Annotated in this window: 19 protein-coding genes, 1 tRNA gene and 1 pseudogene; 14 read left to right on the top strand and 7 right to left on the bottom strand. The window is 70.6% G+C overall.

The window, feature by feature from the left end:
* Window positions 1-554 precede the first annotated feature (554 nt).
* Both FB559_RS40760 and FB559_RS40755 read left to right on the top strand, forming a co-directional pair.
* On the top strand, window positions 555-983 hold the full coding sequence (locus tag FB559_RS40760) for a DUF6069 family protein (protein ID WP_141962923.1): 429 nt from the start codon (window positions 555-557) through the stop codon (window positions 981-983).
* A gap of 349 nt (window positions 984-1,332) precedes the next feature.
* Window positions 1,333-2,514: a GAF domain-containing sensor histidine kinase gene (locus FB559_RS40755; protein WP_185792713.1), complete on the top strand. Its 1,182-nt coding sequence runs from the start codon at window positions 1,333-1,335 to the stop codon at window positions 2,512-2,514.
* Window positions 2,515-2,607: 93 nt separating this feature from the next.
* Here the strand turns inward: FB559_RS40755 and FB559_RS40750 are convergent.
* Together FB559_RS40750 and FB559_RS40745 are read right to left on the bottom strand one after the other, a co-directional pair.
* Window positions 2,608-2,681 (bottom strand) — tRNA-Pro (locus FB559_RS40750).
* Between the two features lie 69 nt (window positions 2,682-2,750).
* Window positions 2,751-4,679, bottom strand: a complete 1,929-nt coding sequence (locus tag FB559_RS40745; protein WP_141962921.1) for a WD40 repeat domain-containing serine/threonine protein kinase — start codon at window positions 4,677-4,679, stop codon at window positions 2,751-2,753.
* Between the two features lie 307 nt (window positions 4,680-4,986).
* On the opposite strand from FB559_RS40745, the gene FB559_RS40740 reads away from it, so the two are divergent.
* The 6 genes from FB559_RS40740 (at window position 4,987) to FB559_RS40715 (ending at window position 10,086) form a co-directional block, all read left to right on the top strand.
* The gene (locus tag FB559_RS40740) at window positions 4,987-5,439 is read left to right on the top strand and encodes a cysteine dioxygenase (RefSeq protein ID WP_141962920.1); all 453 of its coding nucleotides are present in this window, start codon (window positions 4,987-4,989) and stop codon (window positions 5,437-5,439) included.
* A gap of 179 nt (window positions 5,440-5,618) precedes the next feature.
* On the top strand, window positions 5,619-7,853 hold the full coding sequence (locus tag FB559_RS40735) for a sensor histidine kinase (protein ID WP_141962919.1): 2,235 nt from the start codon (window positions 5,619-5,621) through the stop codon (window positions 7,851-7,853).
* Between the two features lie 22 nt (window positions 7,854-7,875).
* Window positions 7,876-8,289, top strand: coding sequence for a roadblock/LC7 domain-containing protein (locus FB559_RS40730; protein ID WP_141962918.1), 414 nt, complete (start codon window positions 7,876-7,878; stop codon window positions 8,287-8,289).
* Between the two features lie 6 nt (window positions 8,290-8,295).
* Window positions 8,296-8,670 carry a DUF742 domain-containing protein gene (locus FB559_RS40725; protein ID WP_141962917.1) on the top strand — a complete coding sequence of 125 codons (375 nt, stop codon included), beginning with the start codon at window positions 8,296-8,298 and terminating at the stop codon, window positions 8,668-8,670.
* Window positions 8,651-9,241: a GTP-binding protein gene (locus tag FB559_RS40720; RefSeq protein ID WP_141962916.1), complete on the top strand. Its 591-nt coding sequence runs from the start codon at window positions 8,651-8,653 to the stop codon at window positions 9,239-9,241. Before FB559_RS40725 ends, FB559_RS40720 begins: the two co-directional genes overlap by 20 nt.
* Before the next feature lie 362 nt (window positions 9,242-9,603).
* Window positions 9,604-10,086 carry a hypothetical protein gene (locus FB559_RS40715; RefSeq protein ID WP_141962915.1) on the top strand — a complete coding sequence of 161 codons (483 nt, stop codon included), beginning with the start codon at window positions 9,604-9,606 and terminating at the stop codon, window positions 10,084-10,086.
* Between the two features lie 139 nt (window positions 10,087-10,225).
* Here the strand turns inward: FB559_RS40715 and FB559_RS40710 are convergent, their stop codons facing one another.
* On the bottom strand, window positions 10,226-11,707 hold the full coding sequence (locus FB559_RS40710) for an FGGY-family carbohydrate kinase (protein WP_141962914.1): 1,482 nt from the start codon (window positions 11,705-11,707) through the stop codon (window positions 10,226-10,228).
* Window positions 11,708-12,076: 369 nt separating this feature from the next.
* Here FB559_RS40710 and FB559_RS40705 point away from each other — a divergent pair, with 369 nt between their 5' ends.
* From FB559_RS40705 to FB559_RS40690, 4 genes are read left to right on the top strand one after another with little or no spacing between them, the layout of a single operon-like run.
* The gene (locus FB559_RS40705; protein WP_141962913.1) at window positions 12,077-13,294 is read left to right on the top strand and encodes an acyl-CoA dehydrogenase family protein; all 1,218 of its coding nucleotides are present in this window, start codon (window positions 12,077-12,079) and stop codon (window positions 13,292-13,294) included.
* A 13-nt stretch (window positions 13,295-13,307) separates the two neighbouring features.
* Window positions 13,308-13,919, top strand: coding sequence for a TetR/AcrR family transcriptional regulator (locus FB559_RS40700; protein ID WP_141962912.1), 612 nt, complete (start codon window positions 13,308-13,310; stop codon window positions 13,917-13,919).
* 56 nt (window positions 13,920-13,975) lie between these two features.
* Window positions 13,976-14,311, top strand: a complete 336-nt coding sequence (locus FB559_RS40695; RefSeq protein WP_141962911.1) for a cupin domain-containing protein — start codon at window positions 13,976-13,978, stop codon at window positions 14,309-14,311.
* Between the two features lie 40 nt (window positions 14,312-14,351).
* Window positions 14,352-15,470, top strand: a complete 1,119-nt coding sequence (locus FB559_RS40690) for a hypothetical protein (protein WP_141962910.1) — start codon at window positions 14,352-14,354, stop codon at window positions 15,468-15,470.
* Between the two features lie 29 nt (window positions 15,471-15,499).
* Here the strand turns inward: FB559_RS40690 and FB559_RS40685 are convergent, their stop codons facing one another.
* Window positions 15,500-16,231: an SDR family oxidoreductase gene (locus FB559_RS40685; RefSeq protein ID WP_141962909.1), complete on the bottom strand. Its 732-nt coding sequence runs from the start codon at window positions 16,229-16,231 to the stop codon at window positions 15,500-15,502.
* A 168-nt stretch (window positions 16,232-16,399) separates the two neighbouring features.
* Between FB559_RS40685 and FB559_RS40680 the strand changes: the two genes are divergently transcribed.
* Window positions 16,400-17,248 carry a LysR family transcriptional regulator gene (locus tag FB559_RS40680; protein ID WP_141962908.1) on the top strand — a complete coding sequence of 283 codons (849 nt, stop codon included), beginning with the start codon at window positions 16,400-16,402 and terminating at the stop codon, window positions 17,246-17,248.
* A 7-nt stretch (window positions 17,249-17,255) separates the two neighbouring features.
* On the opposite strand, the pseudogene FB559_RS40675 reads toward FB559_RS40680, so the two are convergent.
* The 3 genes and pseudogenes from FB559_RS40675 to FB559_RS40665 form a co-directional block, all read right to left on the bottom strand.
* Window positions 17,256-18,142: pseudogene (locus tag FB559_RS40675) on the bottom strand (IS5 family transposase).
* A 48-nt stretch (window positions 18,143-18,190) separates the two neighbouring features.
* On the bottom strand, window positions 18,191-19,417 hold the full coding sequence (locus tag FB559_RS40670; protein WP_141962907.1) for an alkaline phosphatase family protein: 1,227 nt from the start codon (window positions 19,415-19,417) through the stop codon (window positions 18,191-18,193).
* Complete coding sequence (locus FB559_RS40665; protein ID WP_141962906.1) at window positions 19,417-20,250, bottom strand: GntR family transcriptional regulator; 834 nt, start codon at window positions 20,248-20,250, stop codon at window positions 19,417-19,419. Before FB559_RS40665 ends, FB559_RS40670 begins: the two co-directional genes overlap by 1 nt.
* Window positions 20,251-20,307: 57 nt before the next feature.
* On the opposite strand from FB559_RS40665, the gene FB559_RS40660 reads away from it, so the two are divergent.
* Window positions 20,308-21,144, top strand: coding sequence for a YmdB family metallophosphoesterase (locus FB559_RS40660; protein WP_141962905.1), 837 nt, complete (start codon window positions 20,308-20,310; stop codon window positions 21,142-21,144).
* Window positions 21,145-21,153 lie beyond the last annotated feature (9 nt).

Here is a 21,153-nt window from a genome sequence, read left to right as displayed (position 1 = left end):
TATTTGAGTGATGCCTAACACCCGGTCGACGGCGGGCTGGTGGCCTGGCACTTATGGGTGACCTCTATAGCCTCTTAGGTCATCCGTCCGAATTGTCGTTTTTATGTATTTTGTGGGCATTTTGTTGGTCGGCCTTGGGGGGGGCGACCGACCCGCCGGGCCGGGCGCCGTACGCCGTGTAGGTCGGAGCACGCTTGGGCGCGGGACCGCCGGGGCGCAATCCGGCCCCTGAAGCCCGCCCCATGCCACGCCCCCAAAGGTGCCCGCGGCCGCTACCGAGGCTGTCCGTGCCGGTCCCAGGTCCGCCCGCGCGGCTACAGAGGTTGCCTGCGCAACCCTGAAGTTCGGGCCGTGTGGCCCCAGGGGCGACCGTGCCGGTCCCGGGTCTGCCCGGTCTTCCTGTCGACTCTTGGTTCCCCATCCGACAACCCTGGATGTCTTGACAAAAAAACTTGTCGGTGCGACGCTTCTCGCATGTTCGAAGTGGCAGTGATCGAAGACCCGACCGCACACCACCGCCACGCCGGCGAAGGAACAGCACACGGAGGATTGACATGACCGCCACGACCACGCTTCCGCAGGCCGCACGATCCACCACCACCAGCCCTCGCCGCCTCAGGGCCATCGCGGTCGGTGCCGCCGTCGTGACCACCGGCACCCTCTACGTCGCGGCCCGCGCGATGGGCACCGACTTCATGCTCACCGACCCCGGAAAGGCGCAGGCGCACCAGCTCATCCTGCCGGAGATCGTCGCCTTCACCCTCGTGTTCTCCCTGCTCGGCTGGGCCGCGCTCGCCCTGCTGGAGCGGTACGTCCGGCGGGCCAGGGGCATCTGGACCGCGCTGGCCGGGGGCGTGCTCCTCCTGTCGCTCGTGCCGATCGCCATCGAGCAGGCCACGGGTGACACCAAGGTCATGCTCGTCTTGATCCACGCCGCCGTGGCCGCCGTACTCATGCCGGTCTTCCGGCTCGGCCGGCGCTGATCGTCCCTCCGAAGACGAGGGAGCGCCGGGACGGCGTCGCCCACCCCGCCTTCTCCGCCGACGCGGAAGAGAAGCACCGGGAAGAGGCGTGGCGGGACTGCCTCGGCAAGAGAACCAGGGCCGGGCCCCGCGAAGGGCGCCCGGCCCCCGCACTGGACGTGAGCCGGCAGAGGCAGATCATCCGCTGAGCCGTGGTTGTGCACGCACCGTCATCATTCGTACAGTGAGCTGGTCAGCCATCGATCCAGCCGGCGCCTGCCGGCTGGAAGGACGAGCCATGGATGCACGAGCCTCGCGCCCGTGGGCGGCGATCGATGTGCGAAGACCGATCACCAGTCGCCTGCAGGCCATGCGGACCTCATTGGACGCAGCAGTGCGCCCCTGGCGGACCGAGGTCAGCGAAGTCCGCCAGCTGGCGGAGGAACGGGGCGCGCTGCAGTATGTCGCGACCCTGGTCGCTCGCGGGTCCTCACCATCAGTGATCTTCAACGCGGCCGCCAGCGCACTCGGTTCGTTGATCAGAGCGGACTACACCGCGATCAACCGCTGCGAGATCGACCAGACCATGTCGATCGTCACGCTCTGGCGCGCCGCCGGTACGCCCGATATCGGTGTCCCTTTCGGTGGCCGCTGGTCACCGGGGGAGGACACCCCGTCGGCGGAGGCGCTGCGGAGTCACCGGCCGGCCCGGCGGGCGACCGCGATCATCGGTGGCGACATCGGCGGCTGGCACAGAGAGCGCAGCATCGGCCACATCGTGGCCTGCCCCGTCATCGTCGACGATCGCCTGTGGGGCACGATGTCCGCCCTGTATCTCGGCTCCGGGCCACCGCCGGACGACACCGAAGAACGCATGGGCAAGTTCCTGGAACTCCTGAACTGCGCGATCACCCAGGCCGAGACCCGCGGAGAGCTCATCGCCTCCCGTGCCCGCCTCGTCGACAGCGCCGACGCGGCCCGGCGCAGCATCGAGCGCGACCTGCACGATGGAGTACAACAGCACCTCATCTCACTCGCGCTCCAGATGCGCGAGACCGAGGCGCGCGTGCCCCCCGAGCAGCAGGAGCTCAGACAGCGGCTGGCCGACACCGCCGAGGGCCTGTCGGACACCCTCGACGAGCTCCAGGGGATCTCGACGGGACTGCAGCCGCCCGTACTGACACGAGACGGCCTGGATGCCGCCCTCGAAGCACTCGTCTCTCGTTTCCCCGGCCCCGTCGGACTACATATCGACGTGGACGGGCGCCTCCCCGAAGAACTCGAAGTGGCCATTTACTACGTCGCATCGGAAGCGCTGACGAACGCGCTCAAGCACGCCTACGCGACGAACGTGCGCATCGATCTCGACCAGGAGGATTCAAAGGTCCGGCTGTCGGTACGTGACGACGGTGTCGGAGGAGCCGACGCGGCCCGGGGAACCGGCCTGACCGGCCTCAAGGACCGCGTCGAAGCCCTCGGTGGCACCATCCGGATCACCAGCCCCGTCGCCGGAGGTACGACACTCCTCGCGACGATCCCCCGCTCGGGTTGACCGGCCAGGAAATGACAGTGGGAGGGACGCCGAACACTTCCGGCGTTCCTCCCACACAAGTCACTCAGTGACGCGAGCGTCCTCTGATCTCGGTCGGGACGGCGGGATTCGAACCCACGACCCTTTGACCCCCAGTCAAATGCGCTACCAAGCTGCGCTACGTCCCGAGAACGCAATGAAGGCTAGCACAGGGAGGCACATGATCCGATTCGTGCGGCCGGGGGCAGGGCCGGTGGTCAGGGGAGGTGCCACAGGCGTACGGCGGCGTCGTCGCCCGCCGTCGCGAGGGTCTTGCCGTCCGGGCTGAAGGCGATCGCCTCGACCGTTCGCGTGCCCGCGTCGAGGCGGGCGGCGGGGGTGCCGGTCGTGGTGTTCCACAGGAGTACGGCCTGCCCGCTCGCGCAGGCCAGGGTGTGGCCGTCCGGGCTGAAGGCGACGGCGTTCGCGTGGGCGCCGGGCACCGTGGTCAGCAGCCGGTGGCCGCCGACGTCCCAGAGCCGGACGCCGCGTTCGTCGTTGCCGCCGGCGAGCATCCTCCCGTCCCCGCTGAACGCCATTCCGCCGGACGGCGACGTCAGCCGGGTGACCGTGGCGGGTCGGCTGCGGCCCGTGACGTGCCACAGGCGTACGGTCCTGGTGCCCGCGGTGGCAAGGGTCGTGCCGTGCGGGCCGAACGAGGCGGCGCGGAGGTTCTCCCCGGTGGCGGGCAGCGATCGGACCTTTCGGTGCCGGGCGACGTTCCACAGGCGTACGGCGTCGCCCGCGGTCGCCAGGACGGAGCCGTCCGGGCTGAAGGTCAGCGCGCCCACACTCCGGCCGTGCGTGCTGAGAGTGGCGATCGCGCGGTGACCGGGGGCGTTCCAGAGGATCACCTCACCGTCGTGGCCGCCGGTGGCGAGCGTTCTGCCGTCCGGGCTGAACGCCACCGTCGAGACCGGATCACGGTGCCCGGCGAGTGTTCCCGCCATGCGGTGGCCGGCGACGGTCCAGAGCCGTACGGCACGGTCCCGGCCGCCCGTCGCGATGGTCCTGCCGTCCGGGCTGAACACCACGCTGAGGATCTCGCCCCGCCCGGCCGGCAGCGTCGCGGTCAGGCGTGGGTGCGCCGGTGGGGTGCGGTACGACGCCGCGGGACGGCGCCGCGGATCGTCCACGCGCAGCGCGTTGCTCAGCAGCAGGACGGCGAGCGCGGTGAAGGAGAGGGCGGCCACGGCGGGACGGCGTACCGGATGGGGCCGTGGACGGCGCGGAGCGGGGAGATCCGATGTCGGGCGGGTCGCCTCCCGCCACCGATGCCGCCGGCCGTGGCCGGGCAGAGCCCGCCCGGGCAGGTGCGGCGGCACGGATACACGGTCGTGGGCGCCGGCGGCGTCGGCGAGCAGCTCGGCGGCCTCTCCGGCGTTCATCCGGGCGGCGGCGTCCTTGCGCAACAGGCCCTCGATGACCGGGGCCAGTGGACCGGCACGCCGCAGGGGAGCGGGCTCGCACGTCAGGATGGCGTGGAAGGTCGCGTTCGGGTTCGGCCCGCGGAACGCCCGGCGCCCCTCGACGGCGTAGAAGAGCGTGGCGCCCAGGGACCACAGGTCCGAGGCGGCCAAGGCGGGCTCGCCGCGGGCACGTTCGGGCGCGGTGTAGGCCGGGGCGCCCATGACGATGCCGGACTGGGTCAGCTCCGTGTCGCCCTCGATCCGGGCGATACCGAAGTCGCCGAGGACCACACGCCGGTCGCCGATGATGACGTTGCTCGGCTTGACGTCGCGGTGGAGCACCCCGGCCGCGTGTGCGGCGCACAGCGCGTCCAGCAGCCGCAGCCCGACCTCGGCCGCCCGCCCCGGCGTGAGCGGGCCGTCCGTACGCACGATCTCGCCCAGAGTGCGTCCATGGACGAACTCCATGATGATCCACGGGACGCCCTCGTGCTCGACCACGTCATGGACGGTCACGACGCCGGGATGGGCGAGCCTGGCCGCCGAACGCGCCTCGCGGAGAGTCCGCTCGCGGTGTTCGCGGCGCTGCTCGTCGGTGAGGTACGGCGGCAGGAACAACTGTTTGGCCGCGACGTCACGCTGGAGAACTTCGTCGCGTGCGCGCCAGACCACCGCGAAGCCGCCCCTGCCCACCTGCTCGATGAGCAGGTACTGCCCGGCGATCAGGCCTTCGCACATGCGAGGACGATAACCACGGCGCGGCGGCGCGCCATGGATACGCCCGACTCGGCATCGATGAGCGGGCCGGCGGCGTCGGCGGACGGTTCGCGCGCGGCGTTGCACGCACCGGCGCCGTACGCGATCTCTATGTTTCCAGTTGACTTAGTAGGCAATGTGCTCCAAGCTGGGGGAATGCTTCTCGGCGCTTCCCTTGATGCGCGCTTCCACGCACGCCTGCACGTCGATCTACGACGGCAGGCCAGCGCGCTGTGTCGGTGACCGGTTCCCCAAGACCGCTCGCCCACCCAGAGAAGAGAGACCGAGAATGACCGCCGCCACCATCACGTCGACCACGCCCCGGCTCGCCGAGATCGCCAAGTCGCTCGCCGACCGGCCCGAGGAATGGCTGCACCGCGTCCGGCTGAGCGCCGACGGGCGCTGGTACGAGCGCCTGCACCAGGACGCCGACCACGAGGTCTGGCTGATCAGCTGGCTGCCGGGCCAGGCCACGGGGTTCCACGACCACGGCGAGTCCGAGGGTGCCTTCACGGTCGTCCTCGGCAGCCTCGAGGAGCGCGAGCCGGGCGAGACGCGCACCGTTGAGGCGGGCCAGTCATGGGCGTTCGGCGTCGACTACGTCCATGACGTGCGTAATGCCTCCGGTGCCCCTGCCGTCAGCGTCCACGTCTACTCGCCTCCGCTCAGCACGATGAGGCGCTACGAGCAGACCGGCGAGGGTCTGGTCGAGGTCGCGGTGGAGCAGACCGAGGACTGGTGACGGAGCGGCCTCACCCGCCGGATCGATCGGTGCCCCGAAGGGGAGATTCAGATATACCGGAAGTCGATGATTGCGGTGAGTTGCCACCAGGGTGACTAATGTGGTGCCATTTACCCTCTCGGGGAATCTTGCTCCAAGGGCGGTGTCTTTGGGCACTCGCTTAAACCGATAAGGCTGCCATGGCTTCCTACAGGCATTCCGCACGGCGGTCGCTCCGGCTGAGGTTGCTGGTTCTCCTCTTGGTGCCGTTGCTGTCCCTTGCGGCGCTCTGGGCCTTCGCCGCCTATCTCACTGCCCAGGACGCCTACGGGAAATACGAGGCATCGACCACGTACCGTAAGGTCGCCGTGCCGGTCACCACACTTGTGGCCACTTTGCAGCAGGAGCGCGTCGCGGCCGCGGTGTTAGTGAGTAGTGGCGGAAAGGACCGCGGCGCCGTCACCACCGCGCGGGCCGCCACCGACGCGGCGGAGAACGCGTTCCGCCGGTCGGCCCTTAGCGGCCAGGCGCGACCGGCGATGAGCGATACGACGAGACATCGCCTCGACGAGCTCCTGACCGGGCTCGACGGGCTGCCCGGCGTACGCGCGCAGGTCGACACGGGCAGCGTGGACGCGCTGGGTGCGGTCAATGACTACAGCACCGTGATCGAGTCACTTCTTCGTCTTTTCGGCAGCGTTGTGCTGATCAATGATCCGGACGTCTACCGGCAGGGCACCGCGATCGGCTCGGTGAGCACCGCCCAGGAGTTCGTGATGCGCGAGAACGCGCTCGTGGCGGCGGCGCTGGCCAGGCGCGAGCGCCGATTCACCGGCGCGGAGTTCACCCTGTTCGCGCGGAGTGCGGACAATGAGCGCTATTTGGTTGATACCGGACTCGCGGACATGAAGCCCAGCCTGCGTGGCCCGCTGGATCTGCTCGCGGGCTCGTCGGAGTTCACCACCCTCCGTAGCCTGGAGGACACCATTGTCGCGGGTGGCGCCAGAGCGTCGCTCGCGCCGAAGGCGGATACCTGGCGGTCCACGGTCGCACCGCTGACCAGGACGTGGCCGCAGGCGACCGAACGCGCCGGCGCCGTCCTCACCGCCGAGGCCAAGCCGATCGGCGACCGGATCATGTTCCTGTTGTATGCGGCGGCCGGGTTCGGTCTGCTCGCCGTCGCCCTGTCGATCGCGGTGTCGGTGTTCTTCGGCCGGAGCCTGGCACGAGAGCTCGTCGGCCTGGAGCGGGCCGCCCTCGACCTGGCCGGGGATCGGCTGCCGCAGGTGATCAAGCGGCTCAGGGCAGGGGAGAAGGTCGACGTCGACGCCGAGGTCCCGCCGATCACGGTGGGCCGGAGCAAGGAGGTCTCCAGGGTCGCCGACGCCCTGAGCACGCTGCAGCGGACCGCCGTGCAGTCGGCCATCGGCGAGGCGCGCCTGCGGCAGGGCATCAGCCAGGTCTTCCTCAACCTCGCGTGGCGCAGCCAGTCGCTGCTGCACCGTCAGCTCAGCATGCTCGACACCATGGAGCGGGAGGCGTCGGACCCGGACTCCCTGGAGGACCTGTTCGCCCTCGACCACCTCACGACCCGCATGCGGCGTCACGCGGAGGGCCTGGTGATCCTGTCCGGGGCGCCGCCCGCGCGCGGCTGGCGCCATCCAGTGGTCGTACGTGACATCCTGCGCGCCGCCATCGCCGAGGTGGAGGACTACACCCGTGTCGTCGTGGACGCCGCGACGCCCGCCGCGCTCGATGGCGCCGTCGTCGCCGACGTCACCCATCTGCTGGCCGAGCTGATCGAGAACGCCACCGCCTTCTCACCGCCCCCCGCACCGGTCCACGTACGCGGTGAGCTGGCCGCCATGGGGTACGCCGTCGAGATCGAGGACCTCGGCATCGGCATGAACGAGGCCGAGCTCGCCGACGCGAACCACCGGCTGTCACATCCGCCGGAGTTCGACCTGGCGGACAGCGACCGTCTCGGCCTGTTCATCGTGGGCAGGCTGGCCGAACGGCACGGGATCACCGTACGGCTGACGACGTCGCCGTACGGTGGCGCACGCGCCAACGTGATGATCCCCCTGGACTTCATCGCCGGGGACGAGGGCTCGGACTACGACCAGACCTGGTCCGACGAGCCGTCCTCCGCATGGCGCCCCGCCGAGACGGGGGAGTCGTCCGGGCCGCGCATCAGCGGTCCGGTGCGGGCGCTCGGTGCCACCGGCGACCGTACCGATCCCGGCGCACCCGAGCTGCCGCGGCGCGTCCGCCAGGCGAACCTCGCCCCGCAGCTGCGCGACGACGCACCTCCGCCCGGTCCGGCGGGCACGGGCTCGCCGACCACCCGGCCGCCGGAGGAGACTCGTTCGCTGATGGCCTCGCTCCAAGAGGGTTGGACGCGCGGACGCGAGGAAGAAGAACCCGACGAGTGAGTTCCTTGGAAGGCGAGGGCGAATGCTCGACACGACCGGTGAGCTGAACTGGTTGCTGGATGATCTCGTCGGCCGGGTCGCCCAGGTTCGGCAGGCGATGATCCTGTCCGGTGACGGCGTGCCGATGGGCATGTCGCGAGGTATCGTTCTCGCCGACGCCGAGCATCTTGCCGCGCTCGCGGCCGGATTCCACAGCCTGGCGCGCAGCGTCAGCGATACCTTCGGCGGCGGGGAGATCCGCCAGACGGTCATCGAGCTGGAGTCGGCGTTCGTGTTCGTGATGGCGGCCGGAGACGGGTCCTGTCTGGCCGTGCTGGCCGAAGGCGAGGCGAACATCGGCCTGATCGCGTACGAGATGACCCGGCTGGTCAAGCGGGTACGCCGGCATCTCGCGACGGCGCCGAGGTCGGCAGGTGGAACGCCGGGCGGGGGGTGATCTCCGGTGGGCGAGCGGAGACGGCGATGGTTCGATGACGCGGCGGGACCGGTGGTCCGGCCGTACGCCGTCACACGGGGACGGACTCGCTCACAGGGACGGCAACTGGACCTGGTCGCCGTCGTCGTCGGGGCCGCGCCGTCGAAGATGGACCGCAGGTGGCTCGAATCGGAGCACCTGCGTCTCCTCTCCCGCTGCCGGCAGCCGATCACGGTCGCGGACCTGGCCTCGGACCTGGACCTGCCACTCGGCGTGGTCCGTGTTCTGATCGGAGATCTCAGAGACAAGGGACTGGCGAGGGTGAGCACTCCCACGCCGTCCGAATTCGCGCGCGATGAGGCGGTACTCCGCATGGTGTTGGATGAGCTCCACTCTCTTTGAACGGCCCCCCGGCGCCCGGCCGGTCGCAATCAAGATCCTGATCGCCGGCGGCTTCGGCGTCGGCAAGACCACGCTCGTGAGCACGGCGAGTGAGATCCGCCCGTTGCGGACGGAGGGGGCGCGCAGCGAGGCGGGACACGCTCTCGACGACGTCACCGGCATGCAGCCCAAAGAGTCCACGACGGTGGCCATGGACTTCGGCCGCATCACCTTCGAGAGCAACATCGTGCTGTACCTGTTCGGCACTCCCGGGCAGAAGCGCTTCTGGTTCATGTGGGAGGGCCTCGCCCGCGGCGCGGTCGGCGCCATCGTGCTGGCCGACACGCGGCGGCTGACGGACTGCTTCGGCGCGATCGACTTCTTCGAGCAGCGCCGCACGCCGTTCGTGGTGGCGGTCAACCACTTCGACGGCGCCCCCAGGTACGGCGAGGCGCGGGTCCGGGTGGCGCTCGACCTCGACCCGGGCGTGCCGATCGTCATGTGCGACGTGCGCCGGCGCGAGTCCGCCGTCCAGGTCCTCATCGCCATCGTCGAGCACGCGATGCGGCTGAAGGGCTCCCGGCGGACCTGAGCCGGATCGCCCGGCCCGTCGCCGCCCGCCCTATCGGCCCGCCGATACGCGGGTCGGCGACGGACCGGATCCGGTGTCTCCGCGGGCCTTTTTCGATCATGAAGAGGCTCTGATCGCGACCAATGGCGATTCGGGAAATGATCACTAAATTGTTTGATCGATTTCCTAGCCAACGCGGGATTCGATACTGTTCATACCTCTTTGTGAACAACCCCACGTGCGTGTGGACCAGGGTCCTTGTGATCTTTCTCCCCCAGCAGTGACTCATGAAAGGACGCCCCCGTGGGAACCGCAGTGCCCCCCGCAGCATTGCCGCGACGACGCGTCACCGACGACTCGAGCACGCGCGCGGACGCCGACTCATGATCGTCTCGGCCCTGCTGCTGCCCCTCGCCCTCCTCGCCCTCGTGCCGGTCATGGCGGTCCGCCGCCGGGACCACATACCCGCTGACCACGCATGGCGGCATCCCGAATCCATGACGGCCAACCTCGCCGCGGGCGCCGAGGAGTACCTCGCCTGGCTCGCCGACCACCACTGGCCCGAGGACGAGTACCTCGACCTCGAACGCGGCTGGCGGTCCGACGCCGACCCCCTCGGCACGTACGACAGTCCGGTCTGCCCCGGCTGCGACCGCCACGGACACGACGTGTGGCCGTGCCATGAGTGCGGTCTGATGATGCATTCGAGCTGTGGGTACGGAATGCGGCGGAAAAAGATCACTAAGCCCTACCGGACACGTGACATGGGCTCCGAGTCGGTCATCGCCGAATGGCGGTGCAATCGCTGCGAGTCCGTCGTCGGCCTCGATGTCGATCGGGGCGACGAGAAGGGCCGGGCCCAGTAGGAGCCCGCGCGGTCATGCCGGGGCCCGCCGGGTGGCGCCTGGCCGCGTTGTCGTCGGTCGCCGTCCGAACCAGACCGGCTCCCCGCTCCGCCGGGCACACGCCCTGTCCGTCCGGGCTCTTGGAGCCCGCGTCCGCCGGTCAGCCGGGCTCGTGGGACAGCGCCGCGAGGGTGTGCGCCGCGTCACGCGTCGCGGGGTACAGGTCGCGGTACACCGCGTACAGCGCGTCATAGATCTCCCCGGCGGCCGGGTCCGGCTCGACCGTGCTCGCCGCTGGGTTCCAGCCCTCCCCGTCCGCCAGCCCGACGGCGCGCGCGGCGAGGAGCGCGTCGCCGTAGCAGGCGCCGATCGTCACCGTGGGCATGACCTGCTCACGGCCGAGCACATCGGAGACGATCTGTGTCCACAGCCCGCCCTTGGTGCCGCCGCCGACCGCGACGAGCCGCCGTGCCGTACCGCCGGCCGACCGCATCGCCTCCAGGTTGTGCCGCACGCCGAAGGCGGTGCCCTCCAGCGCGGCACGGTAGAGGTGCCCGCGGCCGTGGTGGAGCGTCAGCCCGAGAACGAGCCCCCGCGCGTCCGGGTCGAACAGCGGTGTCCGCTCGCCGGCGAAGTAGGGGAGCATGACCAGCCCGCCGGCTCCGTGTCCCGCCGCCCGCGCCTCCTCGATCAGCTCCTCGTACGCGGCCCCGGTCAGCGCGCGCAGCCAGTCGGTGACCGCGCCCGAGGTGGCCATGCCCGCCGCCAGGTCGTAGGTGCCCGGCGTGACACCGACCGTGCCCCAGAGCCCGGGCCAGGTGCGGCGTTCCGCGAGGACCTCGATCAGGAACATCGTCGTGCCGTACATCACCATGACGTCGCCGGGCTCGGTCACGCCGACGCTCACCGCCTCGGCCCACGCGTCGATGGTCCCGGCGGTGACGGGGACGCCCGCCCGCAGCCCGGTACGCGCCGCCGCCGCCTCGGTGACCGTGCCCGCGACCTCACCGGGCCAGGCGAGCGGGGGCAGCCGGAGGCCGGGCGCGATCTCCTCGGCCCAGTCGCCGATCCAGTCGTGCTCACGGCTGTCGTACAGGGGCGAGCACTGGCTCGCGGAGTGGTGGTCGAGGACGTAGTTTCCGGTCAGCTCGTGCACGAGGTACGAACCGGCCATGAACAGCCGCCGGGTCCGCCGCCACACGTCGGGCTCGTGGCGGCGCAGCCAGGCCAGCTTGGGCCCGACCGCCTGGGTGGTCAGCGGTGACCCGCCGCGTTCGATGATCGCCTCGGCGCCGTACCGCGCGGTCAGCTCCTCGATCTCGGCGACCGAGCGGGTGTCCACGCCGTACAGGATGGCCGGCCGCAGCGGCTCGCCCGCGGCGGTCGCGGGCAGCGCGCACGGCCCGATCCCGCTGACACCGACGCCCGAGATCGGGGTACCGCCGGCACGGGGGAGCAGCTCGCGGGTGACGGTGGCGAACCCCTCCCACCACACGTCGCGGGCGTCGTGCTCGGCCCAGCCCGGGTGCGGGCGGGACACGGCGTGCTCGCGTACCGCCGTCGCGACCACCTCGCCGTCCGGAGTGGTCAGCACTCCTTTGGAACTCGAGGTGCCGATGTCGACTCCGAGCAGCAGGCTCATCCGGGCACCTTCCCACGTGCCACCGACATCGGGACGCGGAGCGCCCCGATGTCACGGGTCCGTCACCGATTCTGCCTGGTATTCGTGGACGGCGGCCCGCATCGCCCGGTGGGTGGTGGCCGACGGCGCGCGGCATCACCCCGTTCTTGCGTACTCCAGAGGAGGGGCCGCCCCCTGTCCGGGAACGGCGAGCAGGCAGAATTCCGCCCACCGGGCCCGTGCGTTCCGGCACACCGGAACGCACGGCGCCGTCGCGGTCTCGCCGGCCGGCGGCAGGAGGGCGGCGCATTGACGCCCCGCCCCCTCCGGCCTACTGTGGCGACATACCGACTGGTCGGTATGGCCTGGGCGCTCGCGGAGGACGCGGATATGGATTTCGGATACGACTCGACGACCAGCGACTACCGGGACCGGCTGCTGGAGTTCATGGACTCCCACGTCTATCCCGCCGAGCCGGTCTACGCCGCGCAGGCCCGTGAGCGTACCGACCCGTGGGCGGCTCCGCCGGTCGTGGAGGAGCTCAAGACCGAGGCGCGCAAACGCGGCCTGTGGAACCTCTTCCTCCCGCACGAGCCGTACGGCGCCGGGCTGACGAACCTCCAGTACGCCCCGCTCGCCGAGATCATGGGACGGTCGCCGAAGGTCGCGCCGGTCGCCCTCAACTGCGCCGCCCCCGACACCGGGAACATGGAGATCCTCGCCATGTTCGGCACCCAGGAGCAGCGTCAGCGGTGGCTGGAGCCGCTCCTGGACGGCGCGATCCGGTCGGCGTTCTGCATGACCGAGCCCGCCGTGGCCTCCTCCGACGCCGCCAACATCGCGTTGCGCATCGAGCGCGACGGCGACGAGTACGTCCTGAACGGCCGCAAGTGGTGGTCCTCCGGAGCGCTCAGCCCCGACTGCGAGATCCTCATCGTGATGGGCGTGACCGACCCGGACGGCCCGGCGTACCGGCGGCAGAGCATGGTGCTCGTGCCCAGGGACACCCCCGGAGTCACCGTCGAGCGCGGGCTCTCGGTGTTCGGCTACGACGACAGCACGCACGGCGGGCACGCCGAGGTGGGCTTCGCGGACGTACGCGTGCCGGCGAACAACATCCTGCTCGGCGAGGGCGAAGGCTTCCGCATCGCCCAGGAGCGCCTCGGGCCCGGCCGCATCCACCACTGCATGCGCGCCATCGGCATGGCCGAGCGCGCGCTGGAGCTGATGTGCGAGCGGGTGACCTCGCGGGTCGCCTTCGGCGCGCCCATCGCCGACCAGGGTGTGGTCCAGGAATGGATCGCCGAGTCGCGGATCAGGATCGAGCAGGCCCGGCTGCTGGTGCTCAAGACCGCGTGGCTGATGGACACGGTCGGCAACAAGGGCGCGCGCGTCGAGGTCTCGGCCATCAAGGCGGCGGTGCCGGAGATGGCGAGCTGGGTCATCGACCGGGCGATCCAGGCGCACGGCGGCGGGGGAGTGTCCCAGGACTTCCCGCTCGCCGAACTCTGGGCGGGCATGCGGACGTTGCACCTGGCCGACGGCCCCGACGAGGTGCACAAACGCTCGATCGCCCGGCGCGAGCTCGCCCCGTACCGGAACCGCTGAGCGCGACCGTGCCATGACCCAGGGGACGGCGGAGGACGCCGGGCCGGTGAGCCCACTGCCGGAGCGGCTGCTCCGGGCGGCGACGCACCTGTTCGCCGAGAACGGTTATGAGAACACCTCGGTGCAGGAGATCGTCACGGCCGCCGGTGTCACCAAGGGGGCGATGTACCACTACTTCGCCGCCAAGGACGACCTGCTGTACGAGATCTACCACCGCCTGCTCGCACTGCAGGCCGAGCGGCTCGAACGGCTCGCGGGCGGTACGGGCACGCCGGAGGAACGGCTGCGCGCGGCGGCCGTCGACGTCATCGGCACGAGCTGCGAACACCTGGACGAGCTGACCGTCTTCTTCCGCTCGATGCACCTGCTGCCGAAGGACAAGCGCAAGGCCGTACGCGCCGAACGCCGCCGGTACCACGAGCGCTTCCGGTCCCTCGTGGAGGAGGGACAGCGGTCCGGGGCCTTCCGGCCGGACGTGCCGGCCGACCTGGCGGTGAACTTCTTCTTCGGTGGCGTGCACCAGCTGAGCACCTGGTGGCATCCGGACGGTCCGATGGGTCCGCGTGAGGTGGGCGAGTACTACGTCGGCCTGTTCCTCAACGGCCTCTGCCCTCTCGAGGCGTAACGGCTCGCGCACGCCCGGTGAGGGCGTCCGGGTGGCGCCGCTGTCAGACTGGCGGCATGCAGAAGATGTCGCTGGACGCCCTGGCACGAGAGCACTCGAACCGGGCCGGATCCGACACGACAGGACGTAGCTCCAGCACCGTCTACGGGGGCCACGAGCGCGTACTGAGGCAGACCCTCATCGCGCTCGCCGCCGGCCGGTCGATGGCGGAGCACGAGAACCCCGGCGAGGCGACGGTGTTCGTCCTGCGGGGCCGGGTGCGCCTGGCCGCCAAGGGCGACGCGTGGGAGGGGCGTTCGGGCGACCTGATCATCGTCCCGGACGCGCGGCACAGCGTGGAGGCCATCGAGGACTCCGTCATCCTCCTGACGGTCGCCAAGACCGGATCCTGAGGCCGGCCGCCGTACTGGATCCCGGCGGGGTGCGGAATGCTTGACGATCACCCGAGACGAGGAGTTGCGCGTGACCGTACAGGTCTTCTGCTACCCCGAGGACGCCGTGCTGACCGGCCCGGCCCGGCTGTGCGAGCTGGCCGCGGAGCTGGGCGCCGACGCCATCGCGGTGGCGGTCCGCTACCACCCGGCGCGCCGGTGGTTCGCCCGCCACGGCGTCGTACGGTACTCCGCGCCCGGCATCACCTACTTCCGCCCGTCGGACGAGGGGTACGGACGGCTGCGTCCCGTCGCGATCGCGGCCGACCAGGAGATCACCGCCCTGCGCGAGCTGCGCGAGGAGGCGAGACGGTACGGCCTGCGCTTCCACGCGTGGACGGTGGTGCTGCACGATGACCCGGTGGTCGCCGCGCACCCGGACCTGGCCGCCCGCACGCTGGACGGCACGCCCACCATCCACGCGCTGTGCCCGAGCAATCCGGACGTCGTCTCGTACGCCGCGGCCCTGGTCACGGATGTGTGCGCGCAGTTCGACCCCGACCTGGTCGAGCTGGAGTCCGCCCTCTACGCCGCGTGGGACCCCTCGTACGTCATCTCCCTGGAGCTCGCACCGCCGACCGGCACGGCGCGTGCGCTGGCCGGGCAGTGCTTCTGCGGCGCCTGCGCGCGCCTGATGGAAGAACTCGGCCACGACCCGGACGACCTCCGGCGCCAGGCGCTGGACCAGGAGGGGACCGGCACGCTGCGCACGGTACGCGCGGAGGGCACCCGGCGGCTGGTCGAGGCCACGGCGGCCGCCGCACATCGGCAGGACACGGCCGTGCGCTCGCTGGTCTTCGAGGACCCGGAGACGGCGGCCCTCCAGGGCGCGGACCCGAGCGCGTTCAAGGCCGTGGACGCGGTGGGCGTCGGCTGCGGCACGCTGACCGGCGAAGCGCTCACCGCACGCTTCGCGGGCCTGGCGGCCCTCGCCGGCGACCGCCCGCTGCTCGCCTCGCTCAACTGGAGCCCGGACCGCACGGGCGAACGCCTCGCCGCGGACGTACGTGTGGTGCTGGATGCCGGTGCCTCCGACATCGCGCTGTACAACCTGTCCCTGGTCCCGGGCAGCGCCCTGCCCGACTTCGCCGCGGCCGCCCGAGCCGCACGCCCCGCCTGAGGGCGCGGCCGTTCGACGGCCCGCGTGTGTCACCAGGGCACCACCCCGGCGTCCTCGAAGAACCCGCCGCTCGGGCCGTCGTCGGGCAGGGTCGCGAGCCGGATCGCGATCGCCGCGCCCTGTTCGGGGGTACGGACGCCGCGGAAGCCGTTGAGGTCGGTCGCGCAGTAGCCGGGGCAGGCGGCGTTGATCAGGATGTTCGTGTCGCGCAGCTCCTTGGCGTACTGGACGGTGACGGCGTTGAGGAACGTCTTGGACGGCGCGTACGCGACGGACAGCGGGCCCGTCCCCGAACCGCCGGTGGATTCGGTCTGCCGGGTGAGGGAGCCGACGGAGCTGGACATGTTCACGATCCGCGGCGACGCCGAGCGCCGCAGCAGCGGCAGCATCGCGTTGGTGACGCGGATGACGCCGATCACGTTGGTCTCCACGGCCGTCCGTACGGCCGCGAGGTCGGTCGTGGTGGGCTCCTGCCGCATGCCGCCAGTCACGCCGGCGTTGTTGATGAGTACGTCGAGGCGGCCGGCGCGCTCCTCGACCAGCCCGACGGCGGCGGCCACGCTCGCGTCGCCGGTCACGTCGAGGGGCACGCCGAACGCGTCGGTTCCGGCGGCCCGCAGTTTCTCCACGGCGGCTTCCCGGCGTTCGTCGTCCCGTGCGCCGACGCCGACGCTCCAGCCGAGAGCACCCAGGCCGGCCGCGATCTCGTACCCGATCCCCTTGTTCGCGCCGGTGACCAGCGCGATCGTCTGTTGGCTCATGATCTGATCCTGTCCGCGCCCCGGCGAGCGCTCCAACACCGTCTGGGTGGGCAGCGATACCTCCCCGGTATCGACCCAGGCTCGGCGGCCTTCCCGTCATCTTCGCCGGGTCCACGTACCGGCTTTCGGCGGCGGGGGACGGGCCGTCCCGCCGGGTAGCGTGGCGGCATGGAGACGCGGGAGCTGCGCTACTTCGTGGCGGTCGCCGAAGAGCTGCACTTCGGGCGGGCGGCGCAGCGGCTCGGCATCGCGCAGCCGCCGCTGTCGCGGGCGATCCAGCAGCTCGAACGGCGGCTCGGGGTGGCGCTGCTGGAACGCACCAGCCGCACCGTCACCCTGACCGAGGCCGGGTCGGTGCTGCTGGTCGAGGGCAGGGCGGCTCTCGACGCGGTCGACGCCGCCGACCGCCGTACCCGCCGCGCCGCCCTCGCCGCGACCGGCCACCCGGGCCTGGTCCTCGTCATGAAGGCCGGAGCGTCCAGCGAACTGCTGTCGAAGCTGCTCGACACGTACGCCGCCGAACCCGGCGCGGTCACCGTCGACGTGCTCCTGTGCGGGATCGCCGAGCAGGAGCGGTTGCTGCGCGACGGGCGGGCCGACGTGGCGCTGCTGCACCGGCCGTTCGACTCGACGACCGGGCTCGACACCGAAGAACTGCGAACGGAAGGGCAGGTCGTGGTCCTGCCGGCCGGGCACCCCTTCACCGGCCGGGCCCACCTGACGATGGCCGACGTCACCGCGCTGCCCGGCCTGCCGCTGCCGCGCTGGCCCGGCCCCGACGGCACGTACACGGATGGCCCCGGCCCGGAGGCTCGGGACAGCACGCAGTTGTACGAGCTGATCGCGCTCGGCCGGGCCGCGGCGGTCCTGCCGGAGTCGTGCCGGACCCATCTGCGCCGCGACCTCACCGCCGTGCCGGTGCTGGACGCGCCCGCGGTGACAACGGTGATCGCGTGGCCGCCGCACAGCCGGTCCCAGGCTCTCGCCGGGCTGGTACGTACCGCGAGCTTGCTGTAGTACCCGGCTAGGGCCTGTTTTGTGGATCTTGGTTGAGCCACAAGATGAGGCTGGCTATGGTCACCACGCTCCGGTAATGAGCGGCGAGTTTTTCATAGCGGGTGGCGAGTCCGCGGAAGCGTTTGAGGTGGCCGAAGCAGCGTTCGACGACGTTGCGGCGCCGGTAGATCTCCTTGTCGAAGCCGCAGCGGCGCCAACCACGCCGGGCGCGCACGGCGAGTTGGTCACGGCGTTCGGGGATGGTGTGCGGGATCCGGCGGCGGCGCAGGTAGAGGCGGATCTTGTTGGTGGAATAGCCCTTGTCGGCGATGAGGTGGGTCGGCCGGACGCGCGGCCGCCCCGCGTGGGTGCGGGGGATCCGGATCGCTTCGATGACCTGGATCAGGCGGGTGCAGTCGTTGATGTTGCCGCCCGTGATCACGAACGCCAGCGGCAGGCCGCGTCCGTCACAGGCCAGGTGGACCTTGGTGGTCAGCCCGCCGCGGGATCGTCCGAGCGCTCGGTCCGTTTGGTGATCTTGCTGCCCGTTCGTCCCGGCAGGGTCCCCTTTTTGCGGGCGCCTGCGGAATGCTGATGAGCGCGCACGATGGTGGAGTCCACGCACACACCCGTCATGTCCACCTCACCGATCGCATCATCGTGGACCTGGACGTGTTCGAGCAGGCGGTCCCAGGTCCCATCAGCGGACCAGCAGCGGAACCGTTGATAGACCGTCTGCCAGGGCCCATACCGTTCCGGGATGTCCCGCCAATCGGCGCCCGTGCGGATCTTCCACACGATTCCGTTGACCACCTGCCGGTGATCCCGCCACCGCCCGCCCTGACGCGGATGAGCAGGCAACAACGGCTCGATCCGCGCCCACGCGGCATCACTCAACTCATGACGACGCACCATGACACGCCATCAACCCACACTCACCGACCAAGATCCACAAAACAAGTCCTAGGCGCAGCCGTTGAGCAGCATGTCGAGGATGTACCGGTTGCGGAATGGGCGGTCCTGGTGGGCGCTCAGGTAGCCAGGCGATGGTGTCTCGCTCAGGATCAGCGGAATGCGTTGTTCGTAGCTGCCGCCGTGTGAGCGCAGGTTCGCGGGTATCGGGGCCGCGGCGTGGAACGCCGTGGAGCGGCCGAGGACGGTGTTTCTGTTCGCGGTGACCGCGATGTCTCCGACCCGGTCGGGTGGGAGTTCGAAGCCGGCCGCCGCCTCGGCGGCCGTGTAGACCTCGGCGATGCCGTGGGTGTTGCCGAGTACCTCGATCGCGGTGTCGCGGCCGGCGGGGTCGACGTACAGCCAGGCGAACGACCCCAGCGAGCCGTGGTGTGCGACGTAAGGGTCGGTGATGGGCAGGACGGCGTGGCCGTGCAGGCCGGCCGCGCGCAGAGTGTCCTCCAGGTGGACGAGCCGTGGGGAGCCGTCGGGGTGATGCTTGGCGTTCATGCCGTGGTCGGCGGTGATGCCGACGAGAAAACCAAGGTCCAGGTACTCGGCGAGGCGGTCGTCGAAAGCCGCGTAGAAGCGGTTGGCCAGCGCGGAACCGGGAGGCTCGCGGTGCTGGACGTAGTCGGTGAAGGAGACGTACAGCAGGCCGAGAGGCCCGGCGTGCCGGTGGGCCGCGAGCCCGATGTCGAGCGCGTAGATGCTGGCGTCCCACTCGTAGATGTGCGGGGCCGGGCGTCCGACCAGGTCGGCGGCGCTGCCCAGGCCGTACGGGGCGATCGGTTGCGTCGCCGCGTGCTCGACGCTGACGGCCGGTACGCCACCGGCGGCGAGGAGACGGCGGAGTTTCTCCTTCGCGGTGACGACCAGGACCGGGACACCGGCATCGCGCAGGACCGCGGGAACCGAAGGGGCACGGAGGTCCGCGGGGTCGGTGAGCTGCCGCTCGGCTCCGGAGGAGTCGCGGTAGTAGTTCCCGACGATTCCGTGTATCGCCGGCGCCACTCCTGTGACGATGGAGATGTTGTTCGGGTTGGTCAGGCTGGGCATCTCCGACAGCGCGTCGGCGCTGAACCCACCCCCGGCGATCAGGGCTTCCAGGTGCGGCATGTGGCCGCCGTCGATGGCGGCGGTGAGGTAGTCCACCGCGCACCCGTCGACGGTGATCGCCACGGTGGGCCGCCGTGGCAGGGCGTACGTCGTCCCGTTGACCGTCACGGTGCCGGGCATCACGCCTCCTCGCCGGGACCGATCGAGGGGCCCGGTACCCGCAGCGCGTACTCGGCTCGGTCGCCGCGGATGTGGTGGACGATGTAAGCGACGATCCGGCCGTCCTGGTCGACGTTGGTGCCGCTGAGCAGCAGCAGCGCGGCACCGGCCGGGACGTGCAACAGCGCGGCGTCCCGAGTGTCGGCGAGGATGGCGGAGAAACGCCGGTCATCGCGGCGGACGGCGAGGCCGTGGGTTTTGGCGAGCGCGGAGAAGATGCTCTCGGTGCCGTCCCAGTCGGCGGGGACGAGGGCCTTCGGCACCACGGCGAACGACGTGCACCAGGGCGTCTCATCGAGATCCAGAACGTATCGATGTTCGATGAGCGGACCGGGGAAGTCGGGGAACGTCCACAGCTCGGACGGGTCGCTGAGACCGAACCCGGCGACCTGTGCCAGCTCGGGTACTCCGGCCGCACGCCGTGGGCCGGGGTGTTCGACGGTCTCCAGAATGTGCTGGGTCACGTTGTGGCCGCGTCCGCTCATGGACTCCAGCAGGCTGATCCGGCCGTCGTCGATGCGATGCCGCATGAGCTGTGGAGCGACGAACGACCCCACTCCATGCATCGTGCGCAGTACTCCGACGCGAGCCAGCTCGTTCAGGGCGCGGCGGACGGTCAGCCGGTTGACGCCGTAATTCTGGGCGAGCGCCGTCTCGCTCGGCAGCTGTTCGTCGGGGGCATGGTCGCCGCGCTTGATGCGGGACAGCAGATCGGCGCGCACCGCTTCCCAGACCGCAACCCCGGGAGTACGTGGGAGCGGCGTGCCGGCCGCCGCGAGGGGATCGGAGTTCATCTGAGGTTGGATCTCCGTTCATCACATGTAGATGTGTAGATGAGTATAACTGAACCCATGACGATCGAGGAACTACACGTGCTGTTTCTGGGCGACATTGTCGGCCCGGAGGCGGCGGCGTACGTGGCCGAACGGATGCCGGCGCTGCGGCGCGAGCACGATGTCGACTTCGTGGTGGCCAACGCGGAGAACGCACTGCGCAGCGGCCCGCAGATCCGCACCGGCTTCGGGATGAGCCATGAGATCGTCGATGCGCTGTTCCAGTCCGGCGTGGACGTGATCACCAGCGGTAACCACGCGTGGGACGGCGACATGGCCGAGGTCGAGCGCACGCTGGCCCATCCCCGAGTGCTGCGTCCGGCGAACATGCCACCCGGCATACCGGGGCACGGCGCAGTCCGCGTCGAGATGGCGGGACAACAGGTCACCGTCATCAACCTGATGAGCACGTCGGCGGTCGTCGAAGCGGCACCGAGGTTCCAGCGCTGGCTCGACCGGCCGCTCGGTGTCCAGCCGCTGTGGCCGTCCTGGACCGCCGCGCCCAGGACCGGCACGGTCATCGTCGACCTGCACGGGCTCGTGGTCAGCGAGAAACAGGCATTCGCCCACGCCGTCGCCGGGCACGCGGCCGCCGTCCTGGGCACCCACACCCACGAGGCCACCCACCACCTGCACCTCCTGCCCCAAGGCACCGCCCTGGTCACCGACGTCGGCATGACCGGGCGGCTCGGCGGGGTCACCGGCATCGATCCCGCCCATTGGGTCACCACCCTGCAAGGTGGCGACCCGGCGACCATGCCGCCGTACGAACTCGCCACCGGCCCGATGTCACTCGGGGCGGTGCTGTTGCACATCCGCGGTGGACGCACGCAGTCCATCCGGCGAATTCACTGATCCGATTAG

It is taken from the genome of Actinoallomurus bryophytorum (genome assembly GCF_006716425.1).
Lineage (GTDB): Bacteria > Actinomycetota > Actinomycetes > Streptosporangiales > Streptosporangiaceae > Actinoallomurus > Actinoallomurus bryophytorum.
This window is presented reverse-complemented; position numbering and strand designations above follow the sequence as displayed.